Genomic DNA, 21,402 nt, shown 5'->3' with positions numbered 1-21,402 from the left:
GGACGGAATCGGTTCGTTTGTACGCGGCCGTTAGTGCAGCAGGCTGCCTTGCAGTTCCGCGCGCAGGTCCGGGGTGAGGACCGTGCCCGCGCGGTCGACGAGCAACGCCATCTCGTAGCCGACCAGGCCGATGTCGGCGTCCGGGTGGGCGAGTACGGCGAGCGAGGAACCGTCGGAGATCGACATGAGGAAGAGGAAGCCGCGCTCCATCTCCACCACGGTCTGGGCGACGCTGCCGCCCTCGAAGATCCTCGACGCTCCCGCGGTCAGCGAGGTCAGACCGGAGGCGACCGCCGCCAGCTGGTCCGCGCGGTCACGCGGGAAACCCTCGGACAGAGCGAGCAGCAGTCCGTCGGCGGAGACCACCACCGTGTGTGACACCCCTGGGGTGTTGTCCACGAAGTTGGTGATCAACCAGTTCAGGTTCTGTGCCGCCTGGCTCATCGGACTCAACTATCGCTCCTGCTGGTGAGAGGGGCTGGGGAAGCTGCCGGTGTCACCGGAGCCCGCCTGCCGGCCCTGCTGAATGCCGCGCCGCAGATTCGTGAGCCGCCCGCGAACGTCGTCGGGACGGCGGGAGACCTGCGGGCCGCCCTGGTGCTGCTGCTGTTCGGCCGTGCCCGCCACGAGGTTGGCGCGGGGCACACGGCGCGGCAGACCGGAGGTGGTGACGCCGCCCGCGGAGGGCTGACGCACCCGCTCGGCCTGTCGGCCGAGCTCGTCATTGGGGGAGTTGCGCCAAGCGGTGCTCTGCGCCGGTGCCTGCTGGGGGCGCGGGGGCACAGGGGCCTGCGCCTGGCCCTGCTGCGGAGCCTGCGGCTGCGCCTGCTGAGGAGCCTGGCCCTGCTGCTGGCTCTCGCGGAACCAGTTCGTCTCCAACGTGTCGTACAGCGGAGTACGGCCGTCACCCGGACCGCTCGCCGGCGGCAGTGCCCAGGCGTCGCTGTCGGCCTGCTGCTGCGGCCGTGCGGGCGCCGGAGGCTGTACGGGCTGCTGCGGCTGCACCGGACGCGGGGCCGGCTGACGCGGCGCGGGAGGACGCGGTACGGCGAAGTCGGCGGTGTCCCGCTGACCCGCGCCACCGCGCGGCGCCTGCGGCCGCTCGGGCCCCGAGGGCTGACCGGGCTGCTGCGCGAACTGGCCGGTGGAGCCGGGACGCTGGAACTGACCGGTGCTGTCCTGGCCCTGGGGACGCTGGAACTGACCGGTGCTGTCCTGCCCCTGCGGCCGCTGCTGGGGGGCGGGGTTGGGCGGGTTGGGTATCCCGGCCGGACGCGGACCGTTGAAGTCCGGACGGTCGAACTGGGCCGTGGAGCCCGGTCCTTGCGTGTGCTGCCGGTCGTCGCGGCCCGCTCCGGGGCGCCCGAAGAGCCCGGTGGATTCCGGCTCCTCGTGTCCGCGCGGCTGCTCCTGCGGAATGTCCTTGCCCCAACTGGGCGTACGCGCCTGGGGGTTGCCACCGGGCAGCTCGGCACGCGGCCCGCCCATGGGCGGCAGCTGACGGCCGTCCTGGGGGCGGCCCTCGCCACGAGCGCGCTGGGGCTGCTGCTGGGGAGCGGCGGGCTGCTGCGGAGCGTTGCCGCCGCGGCCGGCCGGAGCACCACCGCGGGGCCCGCCGAAGCCGTTGCCCTGCTGCGGGTTGCCCTGCGGGGCGTTCGGCCGAGGTGCGGCCGGTCCGCCGTCGCGGCCGGGCAGGGCCGCCCGCGGGGCCGGGGCCGGGGCCTGGCCGCGCCGGCGGGGGGGGGGGGGCCGGCCCGGGGGCTGGGTGGGGGGCCGGCCCGCCGGCGCGGCGGGGCAGGCCCGCCCGCGGGCCGGAGCCCGCGCCCTGGCCGCGCGGCGGGGGAGCGGCGAGCCGTCCCGCGGACTGGTTGGCAGCCTGGTTGCCGGCCGTCTGCTGCCGCGCGGCCGCGGCACCGGCGGCCGCCTGGGCGATACCGCCGCCCGCACCCGCACCGGGAGAGGACGGGGCCTTCTTGCCGCCCTGGGCGACATCGACGGGCAGCATGACGAGCGCGGTCGTACCGCCGGAGTCCGAAGGACGCAGCTGGATACGGATGCCGTGACGCTGCGACAGACGGCCGACCACGAACAGACCCATGCGGCGCGAGACCGAGACGTCCACGGTGGGCGGCGACGCGAGCCGCTCGTTGATCGCCGCGAGGTCCTCGGGCGAGAGGCCGATACCGGTGTCGTGGATCTCGATCAGCACGCGGCCGTCGGGCAGCGCGTGACCGGTCACCTTGACCTTGGTCTGCGGGGAGGAGAACGAGGTGGCGTTCTCGAGCAGCTCGGCGAGCAGGTGCACGAGGTCGTTGACCACGCGGCCCGCGACCTCGGTCGCCGGCACGGAGGACAGCTCGATGCGCTCGTACTGCTCCACCTCGGATGCGGCGGCGCGGAGCACGTCGACCAGCGGGACCGGGCGGGTCCAGCGGCGGCCGGGCTCTTCACCGGCGAGAACGAGGAGGTTCTCACCGTTACGGCGCATGCGGGTCGCGAGGTGGTCGAGCTTGAACAGCGAGGACAGCTGGTCCGGGTCGGCCTCGCGCGACTCGAGCTCGGAGATGAGCGAGAGCTGACGCTGGATGAGGCCCTGCGAACGGCGCGAGAGGTTGGTGAACATCGCGTTGACGTTGCCTCGCAGCAACGCCTGCTCGGCGGCCAGACGGACGGCCTCGCGGTGCACGTCGTCGAAGGCCGCGGCCACCTGGCCGATCTCGTCCCGGGAGTGCACACCGACGGACTCGACGGAGGTGTCGATGTCCTGCGGGTCGGACTCGGACAGCTGCTTGACCAGCTCGGGCAGCCGGTCCTGGGCGACCTTGGTCGCGGTGTCCTGCAGGCGGCGCAGCGACCGGATCATGGACCGGGCCACGACGAAGGCGCCGACGAGGGATATGCCGAGGACGAGGAGGATCAGCGCACCGTTGAGGATGGCTTCCTGCTCGGAGTCCTGACGGAGCTCACGGGCGGTCTGCTCCATGTCGTCGAGCAGCTGCCGCTCGATCAGGCCCATGGCCACGATCTTGGTGCTGGCGTCGTCGCTCCAGTCCTTGTAGGAGCGAAACTCCTCGTTCTTGAGACCGTTCCCCGGCGCGAGGACGCGCCCCGCGTACTGGTTGGTCTCCTTGACGATGGGCTTGTTGTCGATCGGAGCGAGGAGTTCGACCGCGTCCTCGCCGGTGGCGGCGTATTCCCGCTTCACATTGCCGAGCGCGAGATCCTCGCCCTCGAGCGCCGCCTGGCCGTAAGCGCGGTCGGTCTCGGAGAGCTCGCCGCGCTCCTTGTTGCTGTCGGGCAGGGCGGCCGAGATGATGGCCCGCTGGATCGACGCGTACTCCTTGGCGGCGGAGAACGACGAGAGGATGCGGGTCCGCTCGATGATCGCCGGGCTGCTCGTGGCGAGCGCCATGTCGCGCGACAGGTCGAGCAGCTGCTCGATGAGCCGGTTGTACGCGCTGACCGTCTGCGAGCTGGAGGTGTCGTCCTGGTATGCGTCGTTCCGGATGTTCTTGATCTTGTTGAGCTGGCCCGCGATACGCGTGAGGTTGCTGCGGACCGTGTCCAGCGCCTTGTCGTCGCGATTCTCCTCGAACCCCTGCGTCGCCGACAGGAACTGCTTCTGAGCGGTCTCCGTCTTGTCGTAGAGGCCCAGGATCTCCGGCGATTCCTTCGGTGACCCGGTGGACAGCGGACCGGCCGTCTCGTCGCGCTCCTCCTGGAGCGCGTTGGCGAGCTCGGTCGCTTCCTTCGTCATCTCGGTCAGCAGCTTCATGCTGTCGAGCTGCTCGATCTCGTCCATGGACGAGTTGATGCGCAGCGCGCCGAGCGACGTGGCCGCGACCACGGGCAGCGCGAGCAGTGACACCAGACGCGTGGAGATACGCCAGTTGCGCAGGGCGATGCGCGGGCCGGGGCCCTTGCGCGCGGCGGCCAGGGCAGGTGTGGTCGCACCGCCTGCCGCGGCACCTCCCGCGGAGCGCTCGGCATCACCGGCAGGTGAGGAACCCGAGGCGTGCGGGGGTGCGGAGTTGCCTGTGGTGGGGCCGGTCCCGGCGCGCAGCTCCGGCTCGGCCACCCCTCCGGTCTGGCGGCCCTGGGCAGAGCCCGAGCCATCCCTCTTGAAACGTCCCTGCACTAGCGTCGCAACCTCTGGACCAGGCGTCCCTCCGCGCAAACGGCGGGACGGTGTCGGCGTTTTGGGGCGAGAAGGCCCCGGTGGTCGTCAGTGACCGGCGCGTCTCCCCCTTCTCCCGCCGCTGCTCGACGCTGCGTTGCGCCATGCGCGCCGGCTCATATCTGCGGCGGTCCCGGGAATTCCAGCACAGTGCAGGATCTCCAACAAGGGCCGGGTATCGGGCCGTGACCTGCGTGACGCCATGTGAGGACGGTGTCACCAGGTGTAGAGCGGGATCCATGGGATAGCGGACATTTCCTTAGGAACTGCTTACGGGGAGGGGGTGTCCCAGTCGCCATGATCAGAATCGGAATGATGGGTTCAGCTATGTAATGTCCGATCTTCGCTGGACAGTTGACACTCCGTTATGCCCGATTCATCCGCTCCCTGGTGAGCAAACTCACACGCTGATCAAGGCGGGAACCCGGCGGCGGGGGGAATTCGCATGTTTAGCCTGACGCTTTACAGGGATGGCCTGTTCGTCAAGCGGCCGCACAGGCAGCCGCATCCAGTAGAGACCCGAGGTCTGTTCAGCCGTGAAGAACGTGAAGACGACGCCGATGTTCCGTATAGCCAATCCGCGCCGCACGACCCTGATGCACCTCACGGACGCGTCGGATCTCGACACCGCCGCACTGCCGGCCGACCAGGCCGTCGAACTGCCCGCGAACACGGCCAACCCCCGCCGCACCATGCTGCACAACGCCCCGGCCACCCCGGAGCCGGTCGTGATCACTGTCGCGGGCGCGGTCGCGGCGAAGTAACGGACGCGGGCGCGGTCGCGGCGAAGTAACGGACGCGGTCGCGGTCGAGTAGACGTAGCCTTGTGGGGCTGCCGCCCCGCACCCCGCCCGGATTGTGGCGGCCGGCTGCGTTTTCAGTGCTGTGTGCGTGGCGCGCCCGTGGGGGCTGCGCCCCCACACCCCGCCAAGTCAGGAATCAAGAGGCTTCCGTGCGCATCGCCAGATTCTCCATCGACGGCAATGTCGCCTTCGGCGCGGTCGAGGAGGGCCCCGAGGGCCCCGTGCTCGACATCATCAAGGGCATCCCCTACGCGGACTTCGAGCTCAGCGGCGTCAAGGTCCCGCTCGGCAAGGTCCGCCTGCTGCCGCCGGTGATCGGCAACAAGATCATCGCGTTCGGCCGCAACTACGCGGACCACGCCAAGGAACTCGGCAACGAGCCGGCCGACGTCCCGTGGGCGTTCTTCAAGCCGACCACGTCGATGGTCGGCGACGGCGACCCCATCGAGTACCCGTCGTTCTCGAACGAGCTGCACCACGAGGCCGAGCTCGCCGTCGTCATCGGCCGCATGTGCCGCGAGGTCCCGCGCGAGCGCGTCAAGGACGTCATCTTCGGCTACACCTGCGCCAACGACGTCACCGCCCGCGACGTACAGAAGCGCGAGAAGCAGTGGGCCAGGGCCAAGGGCTTCGACAGCTCGTGCCCCATCGGCCCCTGGGTCGAGACCGAGCTCGACCCCGGCGACCTCGCGATCCAGTGCACGGTCAACGGCGAACAGCGTCAGCTCGGCTCGACGAGCCAGATGATCCATTCCATCGAGGATCTGATCGTCAACATCAGCGAGGCGATGACCCTGCTCCCGGGCGACGTCATCCTGACCGGCACCCCCGCGGGCGTCGGCCCCCTCAACGTCGGCGACGAGGTCGCCGTCACCATCCAAGGCATCGGCACTCTCACCAACAAGGTGATCAAGCGTGGCTAACTCCGCAAACGAAGCAGACGCCAACGTGCGCGTCCGCTTCTGTCCCTCGCCGACCGGCAACCCGCACGTGGGCCTGGTCCGCACCGCCCTGTTCAACTGGGCCTTCGCCCGGCACAACGGCGGCACCATGGTCTTCCGTATCGAGGACACCGACGCGGCCCGTGACTCCGAGGAGTCCTACGAGCAGCTCCTCGACTCGATGCGCTGGCTCGGCCTGACCTGGGACGAGGGCCCGGAGGTGGGCGGCCCGCACGCCCCGTACCGCCAGTCGCAGCGTATGGACCTCTACAAGGAGGTCGCGGCCAAGCTCATCGAGGGCAAGTACGCGTACCCCTGCTACTGCACCACCGAAGAGCTGGACGCCCGCCGCGAGGCCGCCCGCGCCGCCGGCAAGCCCTCCGGCTACGACGGCCACTGCCGCGACCTCACGGACGAGCAGAAGCAGGCGTACGAGGCCGAGGGCCGGAGCCACATCGTCCGCTTCCGCATGCCCGACGAGGCGACCACCTTCACCGACCTGGTGCGCGGCGAGATCACCGTCCAGGCGGAGAACGTCACGGACTACGGCATCGTCCGCGCCAACGGCGCCCCGCTCTACACCCTGGTCAACCCGGTCGACGACGCGGCGATGGAGATCACGCACGTCCTGCGCGGCGAGGACCTCCTCTCCTCGACCCCCCGCCAGATCGCGCTCTACAAGGCGCTGATCGAGCTGGGCTTCGCCAAGACGACCCCGGCCTTCGGCCACCTCCCGTACGTCATGGGCGAGGGCAACAAGAAGCTCTCCAAGCGCGACCCGCAGGCCTCCCTGAACCTGTACCGCGAGCGCGGCTTCCTGCCCGAGGGCCTCCTCAACTACCTGTCCCTGCTCGGTTGGTCGTTCTCGGCCGACCAGGACGTCTTCTCGGTCCAGGACCTGATCGAGAAGTTCGACATCGCGGACGTCAACGCCAACCCGGCCCGCTTCGACCTGAAGAAGGCCGAGGCGATCAACGCCGACCACATCCGCATGCTCGACGTGAAGGCCTTCACGGCCGCCTGCGAGCCCTGGCTGAAGGCCCCGCACGCCAACTGGGCGCCCGAGGACTTCGACCAGGCCAAGTGGGAGGCCATCGCCCCGCACGCGCAGACCCGTGTGCAGGTCCTCTCGGACATCACGGCCAACGTGGACTTCCTGTTCCGCCAGGAGCCGGTCGAGGACGAGGCCTCCTGGACGAAGGCGATGAAGGGCGACCCGGTGGCCCTGCTCACCACGGCCCGCGCCAAGCTCGACACCGCCGACTGGTCGGACCCGGAGTCCCTCAAGAACGCGGTACTCGCCGCCGGCGAGGAGCACGGCCTCAAGCTCGGCAAGGCCCAGGCCCCGGTCCGCGTCGCCGTCACCGGCCGCACGGTCGGTCTGCCGCTCTTCGAGTCCCTGGAGATCCTGGGCAAGGACAAGAGCCTGGCCCGCATCGACGCGGCCCTGGCGAAGCTGGCCGCGTAACTCCTTCTCGTACGCGGCGCTCGTACGTGAGCCCCGTACGCGAGGCGCGTACGCGCGTCCCGTATGCGAGCGAAAGGCCCGGAACCATCACGGTTTCCGGGCCTTTTCGCGTACGTTCGGGCCTGGACCGACCGACGAAGGAAGCCACGGGGAACGCATGATCAAAGCCATCGTCTGGGACATCGACGACACGATCTTCGACTACGCCTCGGCCGACACCGTCGGCATGCGGGCCCACCTCACCGCCGAAGGCCTCACCACCGGCACCCTCGACGACTGGAAGCGGATCACCCGCGAGCACTGGGCCCGCTTCGAGGCGGGCCTGGTCGGCTGGGAGGGCCAGCGCCGCGACCGCGTCCGCGACTTCACCGGGCGTACGCTCACCGACGCCGAGGCGGACGAGTGGTTCGAGCGTTACCTCGGTCACTACGAGGCCGCCTGGGCGCTCTTCCCCGACACGGTCCCCGCGCTCGACGCCCTGGCCGACATGTACCGGCACGGGGTCCTGTCCAACTCCTCGCTGCTCAACCAGGACCGCAAACTGCGCACCCTCGGCGTACGCGACCGCTTCGAGGCCGTCCTGTGCGCGGCCGAACTGGGGGTCGCCAAGCCGGAAGCCGCCGCGTTCCACGCCGCCTGCGACGCGCTGGGCCTCGCCCCGCACGAGGTCGCGTACGTAGGGGACCAGCCCGACACGGACGCGCGCGGAGCGGTCGAGGCGGGTCTCAAGGGCATCTGGCTGGACCGCTCAGGACAGGGCGGCCGGCCCGAACTGGTCCGGATCACCGGCCTCGACCAGCTCCCGGCCGTACTCGCGGGCCAAACCCGTTTTGGAGCGCCGGACACCTTCGGGTAATGTTCTTCCTGCGCCGCTCGCAGGGGGAAAGCCCGGCGGGAGACGCACACCACAGAACAAGATCCCTGACGGGGATTGCGTTTTGTTGGCCTATGGTGTAATTGGCAGCACGACGGTTTCTGGTTCCGTTAGTCTTGGTTCGAGTCCAGGTAGGCCAGCTCGCAGAGCTCATCTGCACCCGCGGATCATCGATCCGCAAGGCCCCCGTTGTGTAGCGGCCTAGCACGCCGCCCTCTCAAGGCGGTAGCGCCGGTTCGAATCCGGTCGGGGGTACGCAAACGAAAGGCCCTCCCTCCGGGGAGGGCCTTTCGCATTCCTGAATGCGGGCAATTTCGCGGAATCCAGCCATTTCGCTACGTATTCATAAAGCGGCGCCCCGATTCATCGGTCTCCGCGAGCCGGCGCAGACTGAGGAGTACCGGTTCATAGAGGACTGTCAGGGCGACCGCCGCCTCCACCCGCTCCTCCTCGGGGAAGCGTGCCACCAAGTCCAGCTCGTTCACCGAGAGTTGGGACACCGCGCGGGCGTACGGCAGCAACTCCTCGACCCCGCAGGGGTATCCGAGCCGGGTCAGCGCGGCGACGGCGGTCACCAGGGTTCCGTACGACGGTGAACTGGGCCCGGAGCCACGGGAGTCGTCCCAGTCGAGGCGCTCGAAGAGCTTCGCCACCTCGTGGCGTGCGTGCTCGGTCGCCGGATCGTCCTCGGCGGGCAGGGGTGCGTGGGGGAGTGCCTCGACCGCGACGCCGATCCGGCTGTGCTGGTCGAGGGAGTCGTCGCCAAGTGCGGAGAGCACCTCGCGGGTCGTGCTCACCGGGACGCGGCCCACCTGGATCAGCGCGCGCACGAGCCGCAGCCGGCGCAGGTGCTCCTCGCCGTACTCGGACTGGGTGGCGGTGATCCGGCGTCCTGGCTGCAACAGGCCCTCGCGCAGGTAGTACTTGATCGTGGCCGTCGAGACGCCGCTGCGCTCGCTCAGTTCCGCAAGTCTCATGAAGCCGTCGCGCCCTTCCGTAGCCCTTGCTACCCCCCTTGGAGAGTGGCACTATCTAAGCATGGATAGCGGCACTATCCGATGGGGTGATGCCGCCGGGCTTCATCGAGTGGCAGGGGGATGTCATGAGTGCCGAAGTGATCCAGGAGCGCAGGACCGCCGCCGCGGAGGGCGATGTGGTCGTCTTCCTCATCGGTATGCGGATCAACAAGCTGCGTCGGCTGAGGAGTTGGCTGCCGGTTTTCCGTGCGATGCCGCGCATGCTCCGTGAGCTTTCCCAGGACAAGGAGTCCGGGCTGCTCCACTACCGCCTCGTGCTCGGCGGGCCGAGGCTCTTCACCGTCATCCAGTACTGGGAGTCGAAGGAGAAGCTCCTCGCGTACGCGACGGATGCCGGAAAGGAGCACCGGCCGGCCTGGACCGCGTACAACCGCAGCGCGCGCAACGCCGGGGGAGCGGTGGGCATTTGGCACGAGACCTGTCTGGTGCCGGGGGGCCGTTACGAGAACGTCTAGGTGAACATGCCGGAGTTCGGTCTGGGTGCCGCTCACGGCACCCAGCCGGCCGCCCGTCGCGGGGACCGCGCGGCCGACCGGCTGAAGGTGGCTTGAGGGTTTTCGCTTGTAGGGGTCGTACGGGAAGCAGGGCGCCCCATGGACGGTGGGGCATCACATCGGAGGGTCCGCCGCGGCGTTGAGGCGGACCTTCCGTACGGACAGGGGTGGGCTCAGCCCGAGCGGCGCAGAGCTTCGCTGAGGCGGCCGGCCGCGTCGATGACGGCCTGGGCGTGCATACGGCCCGGGTGGCGGGTCAGGCGCTCGATCGGTCCGGAGACCGAGACGGCCGCGACCACGCGGTTGGACGGCCCGCGCACCGGCGCCGAGACCGAGGCGACGCCCGGTTCGCGCTCGCCGATCGACTGGGCCCAGCCCCGGCGCCGTACGCCGGAGAGTGCCGTGGCCGTGAAACGGGCGCCCTGCAGGCCGCGGTGGAGGCGCTCGGGCTCCTCCCAGGCCATCAGGATCTGCGCGGAGGAGCCGGCCTTCATGGTCAGCGTAGAACCGACCGGGACGGTGTCCCGAAGGCCGGACAGGCGCTCGGCCGCGGCGACGCAGATGCGCATGTCGCCCTGGCGGCGGTAGAGCTGGGCGCTCTCGCCCGTCACATCCCGCAGGTGGGTCAGAACCGGGCCCGCGGTCGCGAGCAGGCGGTCCTCACCGGCCGCCGCCGCGAGCTCGGAGAGCCGGGGGCCGAGAATGAAACGGCCCTGCATGTCACGCGCCACCATGCGGTGGTGTTCAAGGGCCACGGCAAGGCGGTGTGCCGTGGGTCGTGCGAGTCCGGTGGCCGCGACCAGCCCTGCGAGGGTGGCCGGACCGGACTCCAGAGCGCTCAAGACCAGAGCCGCCTTGTCGAGAACGCCGACGCCGCTAGAGTTGTCCATGCGTCGATATTCGCGTCTCACTCTGTGAAACGCAAGTTCAAATTTTCCGGGAACTTGCCACCCTGTACGGACGACGGGCCGGAAAGCACGGGCCCGGCGGTGGACGTCCGGTACGTGGGGAACGGACGTAGCCGCCACACATCTCTAGTTGAGCCGGGCGCTGATGGCCGGCCGGAGGGAAAGCGATGGGTAGGACACTCGCGGAGAAGGTCTGGGACGACCACGTCGTCCGGCGCGCCGAGGGCGAGCCCGACCTCCTCTACATCGATCTGCACCTGCTGCACGAGGTGACCAGCCCCCAGGCCTTCGACGGCCTCCGCAAGAGCGGCCGGCAGGTGCGGCGCCTCGACCTCACCATCGCGACCGAGGACCACAACACCCCCACCCTCGACATCGACAAGCCCATCGCGGACCCCGTCTCGCGCATCCAGCTGGAGACGCTGCGCAAGAACGCGGCCGACTTCGGCGTACGGCTGCACTCGCTCGGCGACGTCGAGCAGGGCGTCGTCCACGTCGTGGGACCGCAGCTGGGCCTGACCCAGCCGGGCACCACGGTCGTCTGCGGTGACTCGCACACCTCCACCCACGGTGCCTTCGGTGCCCTGGCGTTCGGCATCGGCACCTCGCAGGTCGAGCACGTGCTCGCCACGCAGACGCTGCCGCTCGCCCGCCCCAAGACCATGGCCATCACGGTCGAGGGCGACGAACTGCCCGACGGTGTCTCCGCGAAGGACCTGATCCTCGCCATCATCACGAAGATCGGCACCGGCGGCGGCCAGGGCTACATCCTCGAATACCGCGGCCCCGCCATCGAGAAGCTCTCGATGGAAGCCCGCATGACCATCTGCAACATGTCGATCGAGGCCGGTGCCCGCGCGGGCATGATCGCCCCCGACGAGACCACGTTCGACTACATCAAGGGCCGCGACCACGCCCCCGAGGGCGAGGACTGGGACGCCGCCGTGGCGTACTGGAAGACCCTGAAGACCGACGACGACGCGGAATTCGACGCCGAGGTCGTCATCAAGGCCGAGGAACTGGCCCCGTTCGTCACCTGGGGCACCAACCCCGGCCAGGGCGCGCCCCTGTCGGCGAACGTCCCCGACCCTGCTTCGTACGAAGACGCTTCGGAGCGCCACGCGGCCGAAAAGGCCCTGGAGTACATGGGTCTGGAGGCCGGGCAGGCGCTGCGCGACATCAAGGTCGACACCGTTTTCGTCGGTTCCTGCACCAACGGCCGTATCGAGGACCTGCGTGCGGCCGCCGCGATCGTCGAAGGCCGCAAAATCGCCGACGGCGTACGGATGCTGGTCGTCCCCGGCTCCGCCCGGGTGGGCCTGCAGGCCGTATCCGAGGGCCTGGACAAGGTCTTCAAGGAGGCCGGCGCCGAATGGCGGCACGCGGGCTGCTCGATGTGTCTGGGCATGAACCCGGACCAACTCGCCCCCGGCGAGCGCTCCGCGTCCACCTCCAACCGCAACTTCGAGGGCCGGCAGGGCAAGGGCGGCCGCACCCACCTGGTCTCGCCCCAGGTCGCCGCCGCCACCGCGGTCCTTGGCCATCTGGCCTCGCCCGCCGACCTGTCCGAAGCCGACGCCCGTACGCCCGCTGGAGTCTGATCAGCCATGGAAGCTTTCACCACGCACACCGGCCGGGCCGTACCGCTGCGCCGCAGCAACGTCGACACGGACCAGATCATCCCCGCGCACTGGCTGAAGAAGGTCACGCGCGACGGATTCGAGGACGGGCTCTTCGAGGCCTGGCGCAAGGACCCGGAGTTCATCCTCAACAAGGAGGAGCGCGAGGGCGCCACGGTGCTGGTCGCCGGACCCGACTTCGGCACCGGTTCCTCCCGTGAACACGCCGTCTGGGCCCTGCAGAACTACGGCTTCAAGACGGTCATCTCCTCCCGCTTCGCCGACATCTTCCGCGGCAACTCGCTGAAGAACGGCCTGCTGACCGTCGTACTCGACCAGAAGGTCGTGGACGCGCTGTGGGAGCTCACGGAGGCCGACCCGACGGCCGAAATCACCGTGGACCTGCAGGAACGCCAGGTGCGCGCCGAGGGAATCACCGCCGACTTCGAGTTGGACGAGAACTCCCGCTGGCGGCTCCTGAACGGCCTCGACGACATCAGCATCACGCTGCAGAACGAGCCCGACATCGCGGCCTACGAGGCGGGTCGCCCCGCCTACAAGCCGCGCACCGTCCAGGTGTGATGCGCCATTCGGGCACGTGAGCCCGGCAACTTTTCCGAACCGCGGTCTGCGTGAGGGGGGGGCCGGGCAGCGGGGTCCCTCTCGTTTTGGGGCGCGGAGGCCTCAAGTCCTCCTGAGTCGCGGCGAGTTGGCCCCCCCGGTCGGGCGCGCCACGGGGCCCGCGCGAGGAGCGACTTCAGGTCTTCGGCCGCCCCGAAATCCCCTTCTGCGCGGCACGCTGAGGCCTCGTGAGGCGACAACTCAGGCCAGATGGCACAATCGGTGCATGGAACGCGAACGCCAACTCGAGCTCTACGGCGAGGTCGCGGACCAGCTGAAAGAGGCGCACCGCAAGGTGCGTGAACTGCAAGTACCGGAGAGCGTACGGATGGCGCTGACCCGGAAGCTGCTGGTCATTACGGCCGCGGCCAAACACGATCTCGTCGATGCGGCAAGACGCCTTGGGCAGTTCATGGATGAGCTGGACGCAAGGGCCTTATCCGATGGCGGATCCACGGACGGAACTCCTTGAAGCCCCCAGTTTGCTGCGGTTGAAGGCCCAGTTCGCTGCGGCACGTGGGTGATTCGCCCGTTTCGTGTTTGATTTGCGGTATATATCTGCCTAACGTGCGAAAAAGCCAGAACAGATTCGTTCCGGCAATGTCTCCGAAGGGGAAGACGTGAACAAGGCGCAGCTCGTAGAAGCGATTGCCGACAAGGTCGGTGGCCGTCAGCAGGCCTCCGACGCCGTCGACGCCGTACTGGACGCCATCGTCCGTGCCGTTGTCAGCGGTGACCGCGTTTCGGTCACGGGCTTCGGCTCGTTCGAGAAGGTCGACCGCCCGGCCCGTTACGCCCGCAACCCGCAGACGGGTGAGCGCGTGCGGGTCAAGAAGACCTCGGTGCCGCGTTTCCGCGCGGGCCAGGGCTTCAAGGACCTCGTGAGCGGCTCCAAGAAGCTCCCGAAGAACGACGTGGCGGTCAAGAAGGCACCCAAGGGCAGCCTGTCCGGCGGCGCTTCCGCGACGGTCAAGAAGGCCGCTGCCAAGAAGGCCACCACCGCCAAGAAGGCGGCGGCGAAGAAGACCACCGCCAAGAAGACGGTCGCGAAGAAGACGACCGCCAAGAAGGCGACGGCGAAGAAGACCACGGCCAAGAAGGCGACTCCGGCCGCCAAGAAGGCCACGGCCAAGAAGACCACCGCCAAGAAGGCGGCCCCGGCCAAGAAGGCGACGGCGAAGAAGACCGCCCCCGCCAAGAAGGCCACGGCGAAGAAGGCGCCCGCCAAGAAGCCGCCGGCGCGCAAGACCACCGCCAAGAAGGCCACCGCCAGGAAGAAGTGACGGCAGCGGCGCCCCCTCCGGATGTCGCCGCGCCTCGCAGGGCTCACTCACGCGCCGGGCCGGTCCCCTCCCGGGGGGACCGGCCCGCGTGCGTTCAACAGCCCGAGGAGCGCCCGATACGCTGCGGTCATGCAGGCCACCGCGTACACCTACAATCCCGAGTCCCGCAGCGGCAGCGTCCTCCTGGACGACGGGACCCCCGTCGAGTTCGCCGCCGAGGCCTTCGACGCCGGCGGTCTGAGGCTGCTCAGGCCAGGTCAGCGCGTACGCATCGAGGTGGCGGGCGAAGGCGAGGGCCGGCGGATCACGCTGGTGACTCTGCAGACCTTCTGAACATCTCGGCACTGCGCGGCCCGAGGCCGAGACGGCTCGCGGTCCGCAGGTCCTCCCAGGTGTCCACGTCCTGACGGACGCTGTCGACGCCGGCCAGGGTGAGTTCGACCGCTCCGGACGCCGTGTGGCGGGCGCGTGAGGCGCCGCCGAAGGCCGGGGAGAGTTCCGTTCCGGGGCTCGCCGACAGCAGTGTCGTGCCGATTCCGGCGGCATCCGCGAGAAATGCGCGCGGGAATTGCGCGGCATTGTCGAGTACCGCGGTCAATTCGGCCGGGCGCAGCGCCGGCAGATCCGCGTTGAGCGCCGCTATCGCCGCCTTCGGCCGCAGCGCCCGTACGGCCCGCTCTCCGTGCGTGAGCGCGGCGTTCAGGCCCGTACCGGGTTCATCCCGCACGATCAGGGCGCCGAGCGCCGCGAGTTCCCGTCCGGCCAGCTCGTCGTCCGTGACGACCACCACATCCCGTACCGCAGGGCAGGCCGCCACCGCCGCCACCGTGTCCTGTGCGAACGCCAGGGCCAGCGAAGGGCGCAGCGGTGCCGTGCCCAGGGCGGAGAACGGCTCCACGAGCCTGCTCTTCGCCCGCGCCAGGGGCTTCAGGGGTATGACCAGGGTCCACGCGAGCGGAGTGGGCCGGCCGTTGTCGGTGCGCATCGCGCCCATTCTGGCCCGCGGGGCGGGGCTGTGGAGGCCCTGGGGTCACGAGGTGGCAAAGGCCTGTCCAGGGCGGGTGAGAGCACATAGGTCAGGAGGAGCGCGAAGCTCGATGCAAGGGCGGTGGCGGGTGACGGGTGGGCGTACGGTGTTCTCGACAGACCGGGGACCTGGGGCGACACTTGTGCGGCCGCCCACCCAGCCACACGCAGGTCCGTAGAGGAAGGTGTCCGAGTGCCCCGCCGCAGAATCGGCTTCTGGTACCGCCTTGCGGCGGTCATCGCCAAACCGCCGCTGATTGTTCTCCTCAAGCGGGACTGGCGCGGGATGGAACACATTCCGGCCGAGGGCGGATTTATCACCGCGGTGAACCACAATTCGCATGTCGACCCATTGGCATACGCGCACTATCAGTACAACACCGGACGTGTGCCGCGTTTCCTCGCCAAACACGGGCTTTTCAAGACCGGTTTTGTCGGCATGATGATGCGGGAGACCGGACAGATCCCCGTCTACCGCGAGTCCACGGATGCGCTGAGCGCGTTTCGCGCGGCCATCGCCGCGGTCGAGCGCGGGGAATGCGTCGCGTTCTATCCGGAGGGCACGATCACCCGTGACCCGGACCAGTGGCCGATGACCGCGAAGACCGGTGCCGCGCGGGTCGCGCTGCAGACCAAGTGCCCGGTGATTCCCGTCGCGCAGTGGGGCGCCAACGAGTTGCTCCCGCCGTACGCGAAGAAGCCCGATCTCTTCCCGCGCAAGACCAGCCGTGTACTCGCCGGGCCTCCGGTGGACCTGTCGGCCTTCTATGACCGCGAGATGACGCCCGAACTCCTGCAGGAGGCAACGGAGGTCATCATGCGCCACATCACCGCCCTGCTCGAGGAGCTGCGCGGTGAGAAGGCTCCCGACAAGCCGTACGACCCGCGTCTGGCGCGGATCGAGCAGCGGCGCAAGCTGGCCGAGGCGGCCAAGAGTGAAGGCGACCGCGAAGGCGAGGGCGAGAAGAAGTGACTGCACCGGTGAAGGCGGCCGTCTTCGGTACGGGTTCGTGGGGGACGACGTTCGCCATGGTGCTGGCCGACGCGGGCTGTGACGTGACGCTGTGGGGCCGCCGCCCGGAGCTGGCCGAGGCCATCAACTCCAGGCACAGCAACCCGGACTACCTGCCAGGCGTCGAACTACCTGAGGGGATCAGGGCGACCACCGACCCGGCCGAGGCCGCGGCGGGCGCGGAGTTCACGGTCCTCGCGGTCCCCTCGCAGACACTGCGTGGCAATCTCGCCCAGTGGGCGCCGCTGCTCGCGCGCGACACCGTGCTCGTGTCCCTGATGAAAGGTGTGGAACTCGGGTCCGCGATGCGGATGAGTGAGGTCATCGAAGACGTCACCAAGACCCCTGCCGACCGAATCGCCGTCCTCTCGGGACCCAACCTCGCCCGGGAGATCGCCGCCCGGATGCCGGCCGCGGCCGTGGTTGCCTGCCGGGACGAGTCCGTGGCGCAGCGGCTCCAGAAGGCCTGCCACACCCCGTACTTCCGCCCGTACACCGAAACCGACGTCGTCGGCTGTGAGCTCGGTGGCGCGGTGAAGAACGTGATCGGTCTCGCCGTCGGCATCGCGGACGGCATGGGCCTGGGCGACAACACCAAGGGTTCGCTCATCACCCGTGGTCTGGCGGAGACCGCACGGCTGGGTCTCGCCATGGGCGCCGACCCGCTGACCTTCTCCGGGCTCGCGGGCCTCGGGGACCTCGTGGCGACGGCGTCTTCGCCGTTGTCACGCAACCACACTTTCGGCATCAACCTCGGCAAGGGCATGACCCTCGAGGAGACCATCGCCGTCACCAAGCAGACCGCCGAAGGCGTCAAGTCCTGTGAATCCGTGGCCGATCTGGCCCGGCGGCACGGCGTGGAGATGCCGATCACGGACACCGTGGTGGACATCGTGCACAACGGGAAGCCGCCGCTGGTCGCGGTCAAGGAACTCATGTCGCGCAGCGCGAAGGCCGAGCGTCACTGACCTGCACGCCGCAGGGGCCGTTGACCGTCATGTCATAGCGGTGTCACGGTCCGTGACACCGGCCGGACCTGCGCGCCGGGGCTCCCAGGGGCACGGTCACGCAAGGTAGTCTCGACGCGATATGAGCAGCGAGACCACCTCCCAGAGCCCTGTTTCCGTGCCTTCCGGCGGGAACGTACGCAAGCCGCGTGTGGCCGTCGTGTTCGGCGGACGCAGCTCCGAGCACGGCATCTCGGTCGTCACGGCCGGTGCGGTCCTGAACGCCATCGACCGCACCAAGTACGACGTGCTGCCGATCGGCATCACGTCGGACGGCCGGTGGATGCTGACCGCCGACGAACCCGAGCGGATGGCGATCGCCGACCGCAAGGTGCCGACCGTCGAGCAGGTCGCGGAGAACAGCGAGGGCGGCGTCATCCTGCCGGTCGACCCCGCCAACCGCGAGGTCGTCTACACCGAGCCCGGCACCGTGCCCAAGGCGCTCGGCGAGGTCGACGTGGTCTTTCCGATGCTGCACGGCCCGTACGGCGAGGACGGCACCCTCCAGGGACTGCTCGAACTCTCCGGAACGCCCTATGTGGGCTCGGGAGTTCTGGCCTCCGCGGTCGGCCAGGACAAGGAGTACATGAAGCGCGTCTTCACCTCCTTCGGCCTGCCCGTCGGCCCGTACTTGGTGATCCGCCCGCGCGAGTGGGAGGCCGACCGGGCCGACGCCCGCCAGAAGATCGCCGAGTTCGCCGGTGAGCACGGCTGGCCGCTCTTCATCAAGCCGGCCCGCGCCGGCTCCTCCTTCGGCATCACCAAGGTCGACTCCTTCGACGGCCTGGACGAGGCCATCGAGGAAGCGCGGCGCCACGACCCGAAGTTCCTCGTGGAGGCGCTGCTCCGGGGCCGCGAGATCGAGTGCGGCGTCCTGGAGTTCGAGGACGGACCGCGCGCGAGCGTGCCCGCCGAGATCCCGCCGGTCACCGACCACGAGTTCTACGACTTCGAGGCCAAGTACATCGACTCGGCCTCCGGTCTCGTGCCCGCACCGCTGACCCCGGAGCAGACGGCGGAGGTGCAGCGCCTCGCGGTCGCCGCCTTCGACGCGGCCAGCTGCGAGGGTCTGGTGCGCGCGGACTTCTTCCTCACCGAGGACGGCGAGTTCGTGATCAACGAGATCAATACGATGCCGGGCTTCACGCCCATCTCCATGTACCCGCGCATGTGGCAGGAGAGCGGCGTCTCGTACCCGGAACTGGTGGACCCCCTGGTGCAGGCGGCTCGGCGGCGCCCCACGGGGCTGCGCTAGACCCGGGTCCCGCCCGCGAGCGGCACCCCGTACGCGCAGAAGAGCCGGACCCCTTGCTGCGGGGTCCGCCTCTTCCTTGCGTGCAGGAGCATGCGCACGCAGATCAGGTCGCGATGCCTTCGGGCACCGTCTTCTTGATCACGCGCCCGAGGTCCACGAGCGAGCCCGCCCCCTGCTTCGCGTGCTCCTTACTGATGGTGACCTCGACGTAGGCCTCGCGCAGTGCGCTCGTAAAGCGGTACGAACCGTCCCCCGGCTCCTCGACGAGCCAGCCGAGCCCGTCCACCGTGGTGGACGGCGGGTTCTTCTCCAGCATCTTCGGGGGCTGCGGAACACCGCAGCGCAGTATGATCGCCGAGCCTCCCCACCCCGCGGTGAACTCCGAGCTCGGCTCGGGATCACTCCGGTCGAGGCCGTCCAGCTGCCCGGGCAGTGCCTCGTGCAGGTTCCGGCAGTGGCCGGACGTCCGGGAGTCGGGGGAGGGAACCACAGCCGTCACCGTGTCGTCCGTCCATGAGCAGCCTGTGGCGAGCAGCAGCGCGCCGAGGGTGGGGAGCTGGACGAGCCGGCGACGGAAAAAGTTCACCGGCCAAGCGTAAACGGGGGCTACAAGTGCACGACCGGGCAGGTCAGAGTGCGGGTGATGCCGTCCACTTGCTGGACTTTGGCAACCACCATGCGACCGAGGTCGTCGACCGTGTCCGCCTGAGCGCGCACGATGACATCGTAGGGACCGGTGACGTCCTCGGCCTGGATCACTCCTGGGATCTTGCCGATCAGATCGGCGACGGTCGACGCCTTGCCGACCTCGGTCTGGATCAGGATGTACGCCTGTACCACGGAACCTCCAGGGCGGCCACGAGGATCATCGCGGGGATCGCGGGGATCATGCGGGGAGAAAGGACGCCACGGTATCGCGTTGCCGCATCCCACGGGGAGACCCGCGGGGCCGCAGGTACGTACGCCGGGGCGGATGCAGCTGCGCGTGCCTCGGCGTGCGCGCATAAGAAGTTGACGTATTCGTTGACGGTACCCGCGGCCGATCGGGCCCGCTACCGCAAGGGCACTGGCGCAGAAAGGGCGATGGGATGAAGGGCACCGTGGGGGAGCTCGGCGAGTTCGGGCTCATCAGAGAGCTCACCTCCCGGCTCACGACGACTCCGGCGGTCAGGATCGGCCCCGGCGACGACGCCGCGGTCGTGTCCGCGCCGGACCGCAGGGTCGTGGCGAGCACCGACATCCTGCTCGAGGGGCGGCACTTCCGCCGCGACTGGTCCACGGCGTACGACGTCGGCCGCAAGGCGGCCGCGCAGAACCTCGCCGATATCGCCGCGATGGGCGCCGTACCGACCGCGCTGCTTCTCGGACTTGTGGTGCCCGCGGATCTCCCGGTCACGTGGGCAACGGAGTTGATGGACGGACTGCGCGACGAATGCCAGGTCGCGGGTGCGGCCGTGGTGGGCGGCGATGTGGTCCGCGGCGACACGATCACCGTGTCGATCACGGCACTTGGCGATCTGCGCAACCACGAGCCGGTGACCCGCGGCGGCGCACAGCCCGGCGATGTCGTCGCGTACACGGGCTGGCTGGGCTGGTCGGCCGCCGGGCACGCGGTGCTTTCGCGGGGCTTCCGTTCGCCGCGCGCGTTCGTCGAGGCGCACCGCCGGCCTGAGCCGCCGTACCACGCGGGCCCCGCCGCGGCCGGGCTCGGAGCGACCGCGATGGCGGACGTCAGCGACGGTCTGATCGCCGACCTCGGCCATATCGCCGAGGCCAGCAAGGTCCGTATCGACATCAAGTCCGGTGCGATGGACGTGCCTTCGCAGATGAACGACATCGGTCAGGCCGTCGGCGTGGACCCGCTGCAGTGGGTGCTCTCCGGCGGCGAGGACCACGCGATCGTGGCGACCTTCCCCCCGGACGTGAAGCTCCCGGCCCGCTGGAAGGTGATCGGCGAGGTCCTCAACCCCTCCGCGCTGCCCCATGTGACGGTCGACGGTGCGCCCTGGACCAGCAAGGGCGGTTGGGACCACTTCGGCGGGGAGCTCGAGTCGTGAGTGCCTCTGCGATACGCCCGCCCCTGGTGCTCACCGTGGCCGGTTCGGACTCCGGCGGCGGCGCGGGCATCCAGGCGGACCTCAAGACGATGCTCGCGCTCGGTACGCACGGGATGAGCGTGCTCACCGCGGTCACCGCGCAGAACTCGGTGGGCGTCCAGGGCGTTTGGGAACTTCCGGTCGAGGCGGTGCGCGCCCAGTACCGCAGCGTGGCCGACGACATCGGCGTACAGGCCGTGAAGACCGGCATGCTGGCCTCGGCCGAACTGGTCGAGACGGTCGCGGAGTTGCTGGCCGGCACGGACGCCCCCGCGGTGGTCGACCCGGTCGGCGTCTCCAAGCACGGCGACTCGCTGCTCGCCCAGGCGGCGCTCGATTCCGTACGCACGAAACTGCTGCCGGTCGCCACGGTCGCCACTCCGAATCTGGACGAGGTGGCTCAGCTCACAGGCGTACGGGTGTCGGCGGAGGCGGACCTCAGGCGGGCCGCCGCGGCGCTCCTGGAATTCGGCCCGCGGTGGGCGCTGATCAAGGGCGGGCATCTGCCGGGGGAAGCGGTGGATCTGCTGACCGACGGGTCCGAGGAGATCTGGCTGCGCGCCCCGCGCCACGACAACCGCCACACGCACGGCACCGGCTGCACCCTGGCCAGCGCGATCGCCTCGGGGCTCGCGAAAGGTCTCGAGGTGCCGGAGGCGGTCCGGCAGGCGAAGGACTACGTCACGGGCGCGATCGCGGCCGGGTTCGCGCTCGGCGCGGGCATCGGGCCGGTCGACCATGCGTGGGCGATGCGCAAGGCGTGACCCGGATACGTGGAGGG

The 21,402-nt window shown here is 69.6% G+C and carries 20 protein-coding genes, 2 tRNA genes and 2 pseudogenes; 17 read left to right on the top strand and 7 right to left on the bottom strand.

Annotation, left to right across the window (positions count from 1 at the left end; genetic code table 11):
- Nucleotides 1-30: 30 nt before the first annotated feature.
- Both JAO81_RS10420 and JAO81_RS10415 read right to left on the bottom strand, forming a co-directional pair.
- On the bottom strand, nucleotides 31-444 hold the full coding sequence (locus JAO81_RS10420) for a roadblock/LC7 domain-containing protein (RefSeq protein WP_165332563.1): 414 nt from the start codon (nucleotides 442-444) through the stop codon (nucleotides 31-33).
- A gap of 9 nt (nucleotides 445-453) precedes the next feature.
- Nucleotides 454-4,138, bottom strand: a pseudogene (locus JAO81_RS10415) (nitrate- and nitrite sensing domain-containing protein).
- Between the two features lie 575 nt (nucleotides 4,139-4,713).
- On the opposite strand from JAO81_RS10415, the gene JAO81_RS10410 reads away from it, so the two are divergent.
- From JAO81_RS10410 to JAO81_RS10385, 6 genes are all read left to right on the top strand, one after another.
- Nucleotides 4,714-4,941 carry a hypothetical protein gene (locus tag JAO81_RS10410; RefSeq protein WP_374194279.1) on the top strand — a complete coding sequence of 76 codons (228 nt, stop codon included), beginning with the start codon at nucleotides 4,714-4,716 and terminating at the stop codon, nucleotides 4,939-4,941.
- 188 nt (nucleotides 4,942-5,129) lie between these two features.
- Nucleotides 5,130-5,903, top strand: a complete 774-nt coding sequence (locus JAO81_RS10405; RefSeq protein ID WP_199547491.1) for a fumarylacetoacetate hydrolase family protein — start codon at nucleotides 5,130-5,132, stop codon at nucleotides 5,901-5,903.
- The gene (gene gltX, locus JAO81_RS10400; protein ID WP_199547490.1) at nucleotides 5,896-7,389 is read left to right on the top strand and encodes a glutamate--tRNA ligase; all 1,494 of its coding nucleotides are present in this window, start codon (nucleotides 5,896-5,898) and stop codon (nucleotides 7,387-7,389) included. Before JAO81_RS10405 ends, gltX begins: the two co-directional genes overlap by 8 nt.
- A 157-nt stretch (nucleotides 7,390-7,546) precedes the next feature.
- On the top strand, nucleotides 7,547-8,245 hold the full coding sequence (locus tag JAO81_RS10395; protein WP_199547489.1) for an HAD family hydrolase: 699 nt from the start codon (nucleotides 7,547-7,549) through the stop codon (nucleotides 8,243-8,245).
- Nucleotides 8,246-8,331: 86 nt separating this feature from the next.
- Nucleotides 8,332-8,403: transfer RNA gene (locus tag JAO81_RS10390), tRNA-Gln, on the top strand.
- Nucleotides 8,404-8,445: 42 nt separating this feature from the next.
- Nucleotides 8,446-8,518: transfer RNA gene (locus JAO81_RS10385), tRNA-Glu, on the top strand.
- 80 nt (nucleotides 8,519-8,598) lie between these two features.
- Here the strand turns inward: JAO81_RS10385 and JAO81_RS10380 are convergent.
- Nucleotides 8,599-9,240, bottom strand: a complete 642-nt coding sequence (locus tag JAO81_RS10380; RefSeq protein WP_199547488.1) for a MerR family transcriptional regulator — start codon at nucleotides 9,238-9,240, stop codon at nucleotides 8,599-8,601.
- Between the two features lie 125 nt (nucleotides 9,241-9,365).
- Here JAO81_RS10380 and JAO81_RS10375 point away from each other — a divergent pair.
- Nucleotides 9,366-9,851, top strand: a pseudogene (locus tag JAO81_RS10375) (DUF4188 domain-containing protein).
- A gap of 116 nt (nucleotides 9,852-9,967) precedes the next feature.
- Here the strand turns inward: JAO81_RS10375 and ndgR are convergent.
- Entirely contained in the window at nucleotides 9,968-10,684 is a 717-nt protein-coding gene (gene ndgR / locus JAO81_RS10370; protein WP_187742582.1) for an IclR family transcriptional regulator NdgR, read from the bottom strand.
- A gap of 185 nt (nucleotides 10,685-10,869) precedes the next feature.
- On the opposite strand from ndgR, the gene leuC reads away from it, so the two are divergent.
- The 5 genes from leuC (at nucleotide 10,870) to JAO81_RS10345 (ending at nucleotide 14,558) form a co-directional block, all read left to right on the top strand.
- Complete coding sequence (leuC, locus tag JAO81_RS10365; protein WP_199547487.1) at nucleotides 10,870-12,303, top strand: 3-isopropylmalate dehydratase large subunit; 1,434 nt, start codon at nucleotides 10,870-10,872, stop codon at nucleotides 12,301-12,303.
- Between the two features lie 6 nt (nucleotides 12,304-12,309).
- On the top strand, nucleotides 12,310-12,903 hold the full coding sequence (gene leuD, locus JAO81_RS10360) for a 3-isopropylmalate dehydratase small subunit (RefSeq protein ID WP_199547486.1): 594 nt from the start codon (nucleotides 12,310-12,312) through the stop codon (nucleotides 12,901-12,903).
- A 265-nt stretch (nucleotides 12,904-13,168) separates the two neighbouring features.
- On the top strand, nucleotides 13,169-13,414 hold the full coding sequence (locus JAO81_RS10355) for a hypothetical protein (protein WP_165332571.1): 246 nt from the start codon (nucleotides 13,169-13,171) through the stop codon (nucleotides 13,412-13,414).
- A gap of 148 nt (nucleotides 13,415-13,562) precedes the next feature.
- The gene (locus tag JAO81_RS10350) at nucleotides 13,563-14,225 is read left to right on the top strand and encodes an HU family DNA-binding protein (RefSeq protein WP_199547485.1); all 663 of its coding nucleotides are present in this window, start codon (nucleotides 13,563-13,565) and stop codon (nucleotides 14,223-14,225) included.
- 129 nt (nucleotides 14,226-14,354) lie between these two features.
- Nucleotides 14,355-14,558 (top strand): hypothetical protein, encoded by a 204-nt coding sequence (locus JAO81_RS10345; RefSeq protein WP_199547484.1) that lies wholly within the window; start codon nucleotides 14,355-14,357, stop codon nucleotides 14,556-14,558.
- Here JAO81_RS10345 and cofC read toward each other — a convergent pair.
- Nucleotides 14,530-15,210, bottom strand: coding sequence for a 2-phospho-L-lactate guanylyltransferase (gene cofC, locus JAO81_RS10340; RefSeq protein ID WP_199547483.1), 681 nt, complete (start codon nucleotides 15,208-15,210; stop codon nucleotides 14,530-14,532). The two genes, JAO81_RS10345 and cofC, sit on opposite strands and share 29 nt — an antisense overlap.
- 234 nt (nucleotides 15,211-15,444) lie before the next feature.
- Here cofC and JAO81_RS10335 point away from each other — a divergent pair, with 234 nt between their 5' ends.
- The 3 genes from JAO81_RS10335 to JAO81_RS10325 all read left to right on the top strand — a co-directional run bounded on the left by JAO81_RS10335 (nucleotide 15,445) and on the right by JAO81_RS10325 (nucleotide 18,525).
- Complete coding sequence (locus JAO81_RS10335) at nucleotides 15,445-16,224, top strand: 1-acyl-sn-glycerol-3-phosphate acyltransferase (RefSeq protein WP_199547482.1); 780 nt, start codon at nucleotides 15,445-15,447, stop codon at nucleotides 16,222-16,224.
- Nucleotides 16,221-17,231, top strand: a complete 1,011-nt coding sequence (locus tag JAO81_RS10330; protein ID WP_199547481.1) for an NAD(P)H-dependent glycerol-3-phosphate dehydrogenase — start codon at nucleotides 16,221-16,223, stop codon at nucleotides 17,229-17,231. Before JAO81_RS10335 ends, JAO81_RS10330 begins: the two co-directional genes overlap by 4 nt.
- 121 nt (nucleotides 17,232-17,352) lie before the next feature.
- Nucleotides 17,353-18,525, top strand: a complete 1,173-nt coding sequence (locus tag JAO81_RS10325; RefSeq protein ID WP_199547480.1) for a D-alanine--D-alanine ligase family protein — start codon at nucleotides 17,353-17,355, stop codon at nucleotides 18,523-18,525.
- Nucleotides 18,526-18,628: 103 nt separating this feature from the next.
- On the opposite strand, the gene JAO81_RS10320 is transcribed toward JAO81_RS10325, so the two are convergent.
- Together JAO81_RS10320 and JAO81_RS10315 are read right to left on the bottom strand one after the other, a co-directional pair.
- The gene (locus tag JAO81_RS10320) at nucleotides 18,629-19,111 is read right to left on the bottom strand and encodes a DUF3515 domain-containing protein (RefSeq protein ID WP_199547479.1); all 483 of its coding nucleotides are present in this window, start codon (nucleotides 19,109-19,111) and stop codon (nucleotides 18,629-18,631) included.
- A gap of 20 nt (nucleotides 19,112-19,131) precedes the next feature.
- Nucleotides 19,132-19,365 (bottom strand): Lrp/AsnC family transcriptional regulator, encoded by a 234-nt coding sequence (locus JAO81_RS10315; RefSeq protein WP_052579718.1) that lies wholly within the window; start codon nucleotides 19,363-19,365, stop codon nucleotides 19,132-19,134.
- A 248-nt stretch (nucleotides 19,366-19,613) separates the two neighbouring features.
- Here JAO81_RS10315 and JAO81_RS10310 point away from each other — a divergent pair, with 248 nt between their 5' ends.
- Nucleotides 19,614-20,582 carry a thiamine-phosphate kinase gene (locus JAO81_RS10310; protein WP_199547478.1) on the top strand — a complete coding sequence of 323 codons (969 nt, stop codon included), beginning with the start codon at nucleotides 19,614-19,616 and terminating at the stop codon, nucleotides 20,580-20,582.
- On the top strand, nucleotides 20,579-21,385 hold the full coding sequence (gene thiD / locus JAO81_RS10305) for a bifunctional hydroxymethylpyrimidine kinase/phosphomethylpyrimidine kinase (RefSeq protein ID WP_199547477.1): 807 nt from the start codon (nucleotides 20,579-20,581) through the stop codon (nucleotides 21,383-21,385). Before JAO81_RS10310 ends, thiD begins: the two co-directional genes overlap by 4 nt.
- Nucleotides 21,386-21,402 lie beyond the last annotated feature (17 nt).

Origin of the sequence: Streptomyces sp. N35 (assembly GCF_016464295.1) — a bacterium.
Lineage (GTDB): Bacteria > Actinomycetota > Actinomycetes > Streptomycetales > Streptomycetaceae > Streptomyces.
The sequence above is the reverse complement of the archived record's forward strand: the minus strand, read 5'-3'. Positions and strand labels throughout refer to the sequence as shown.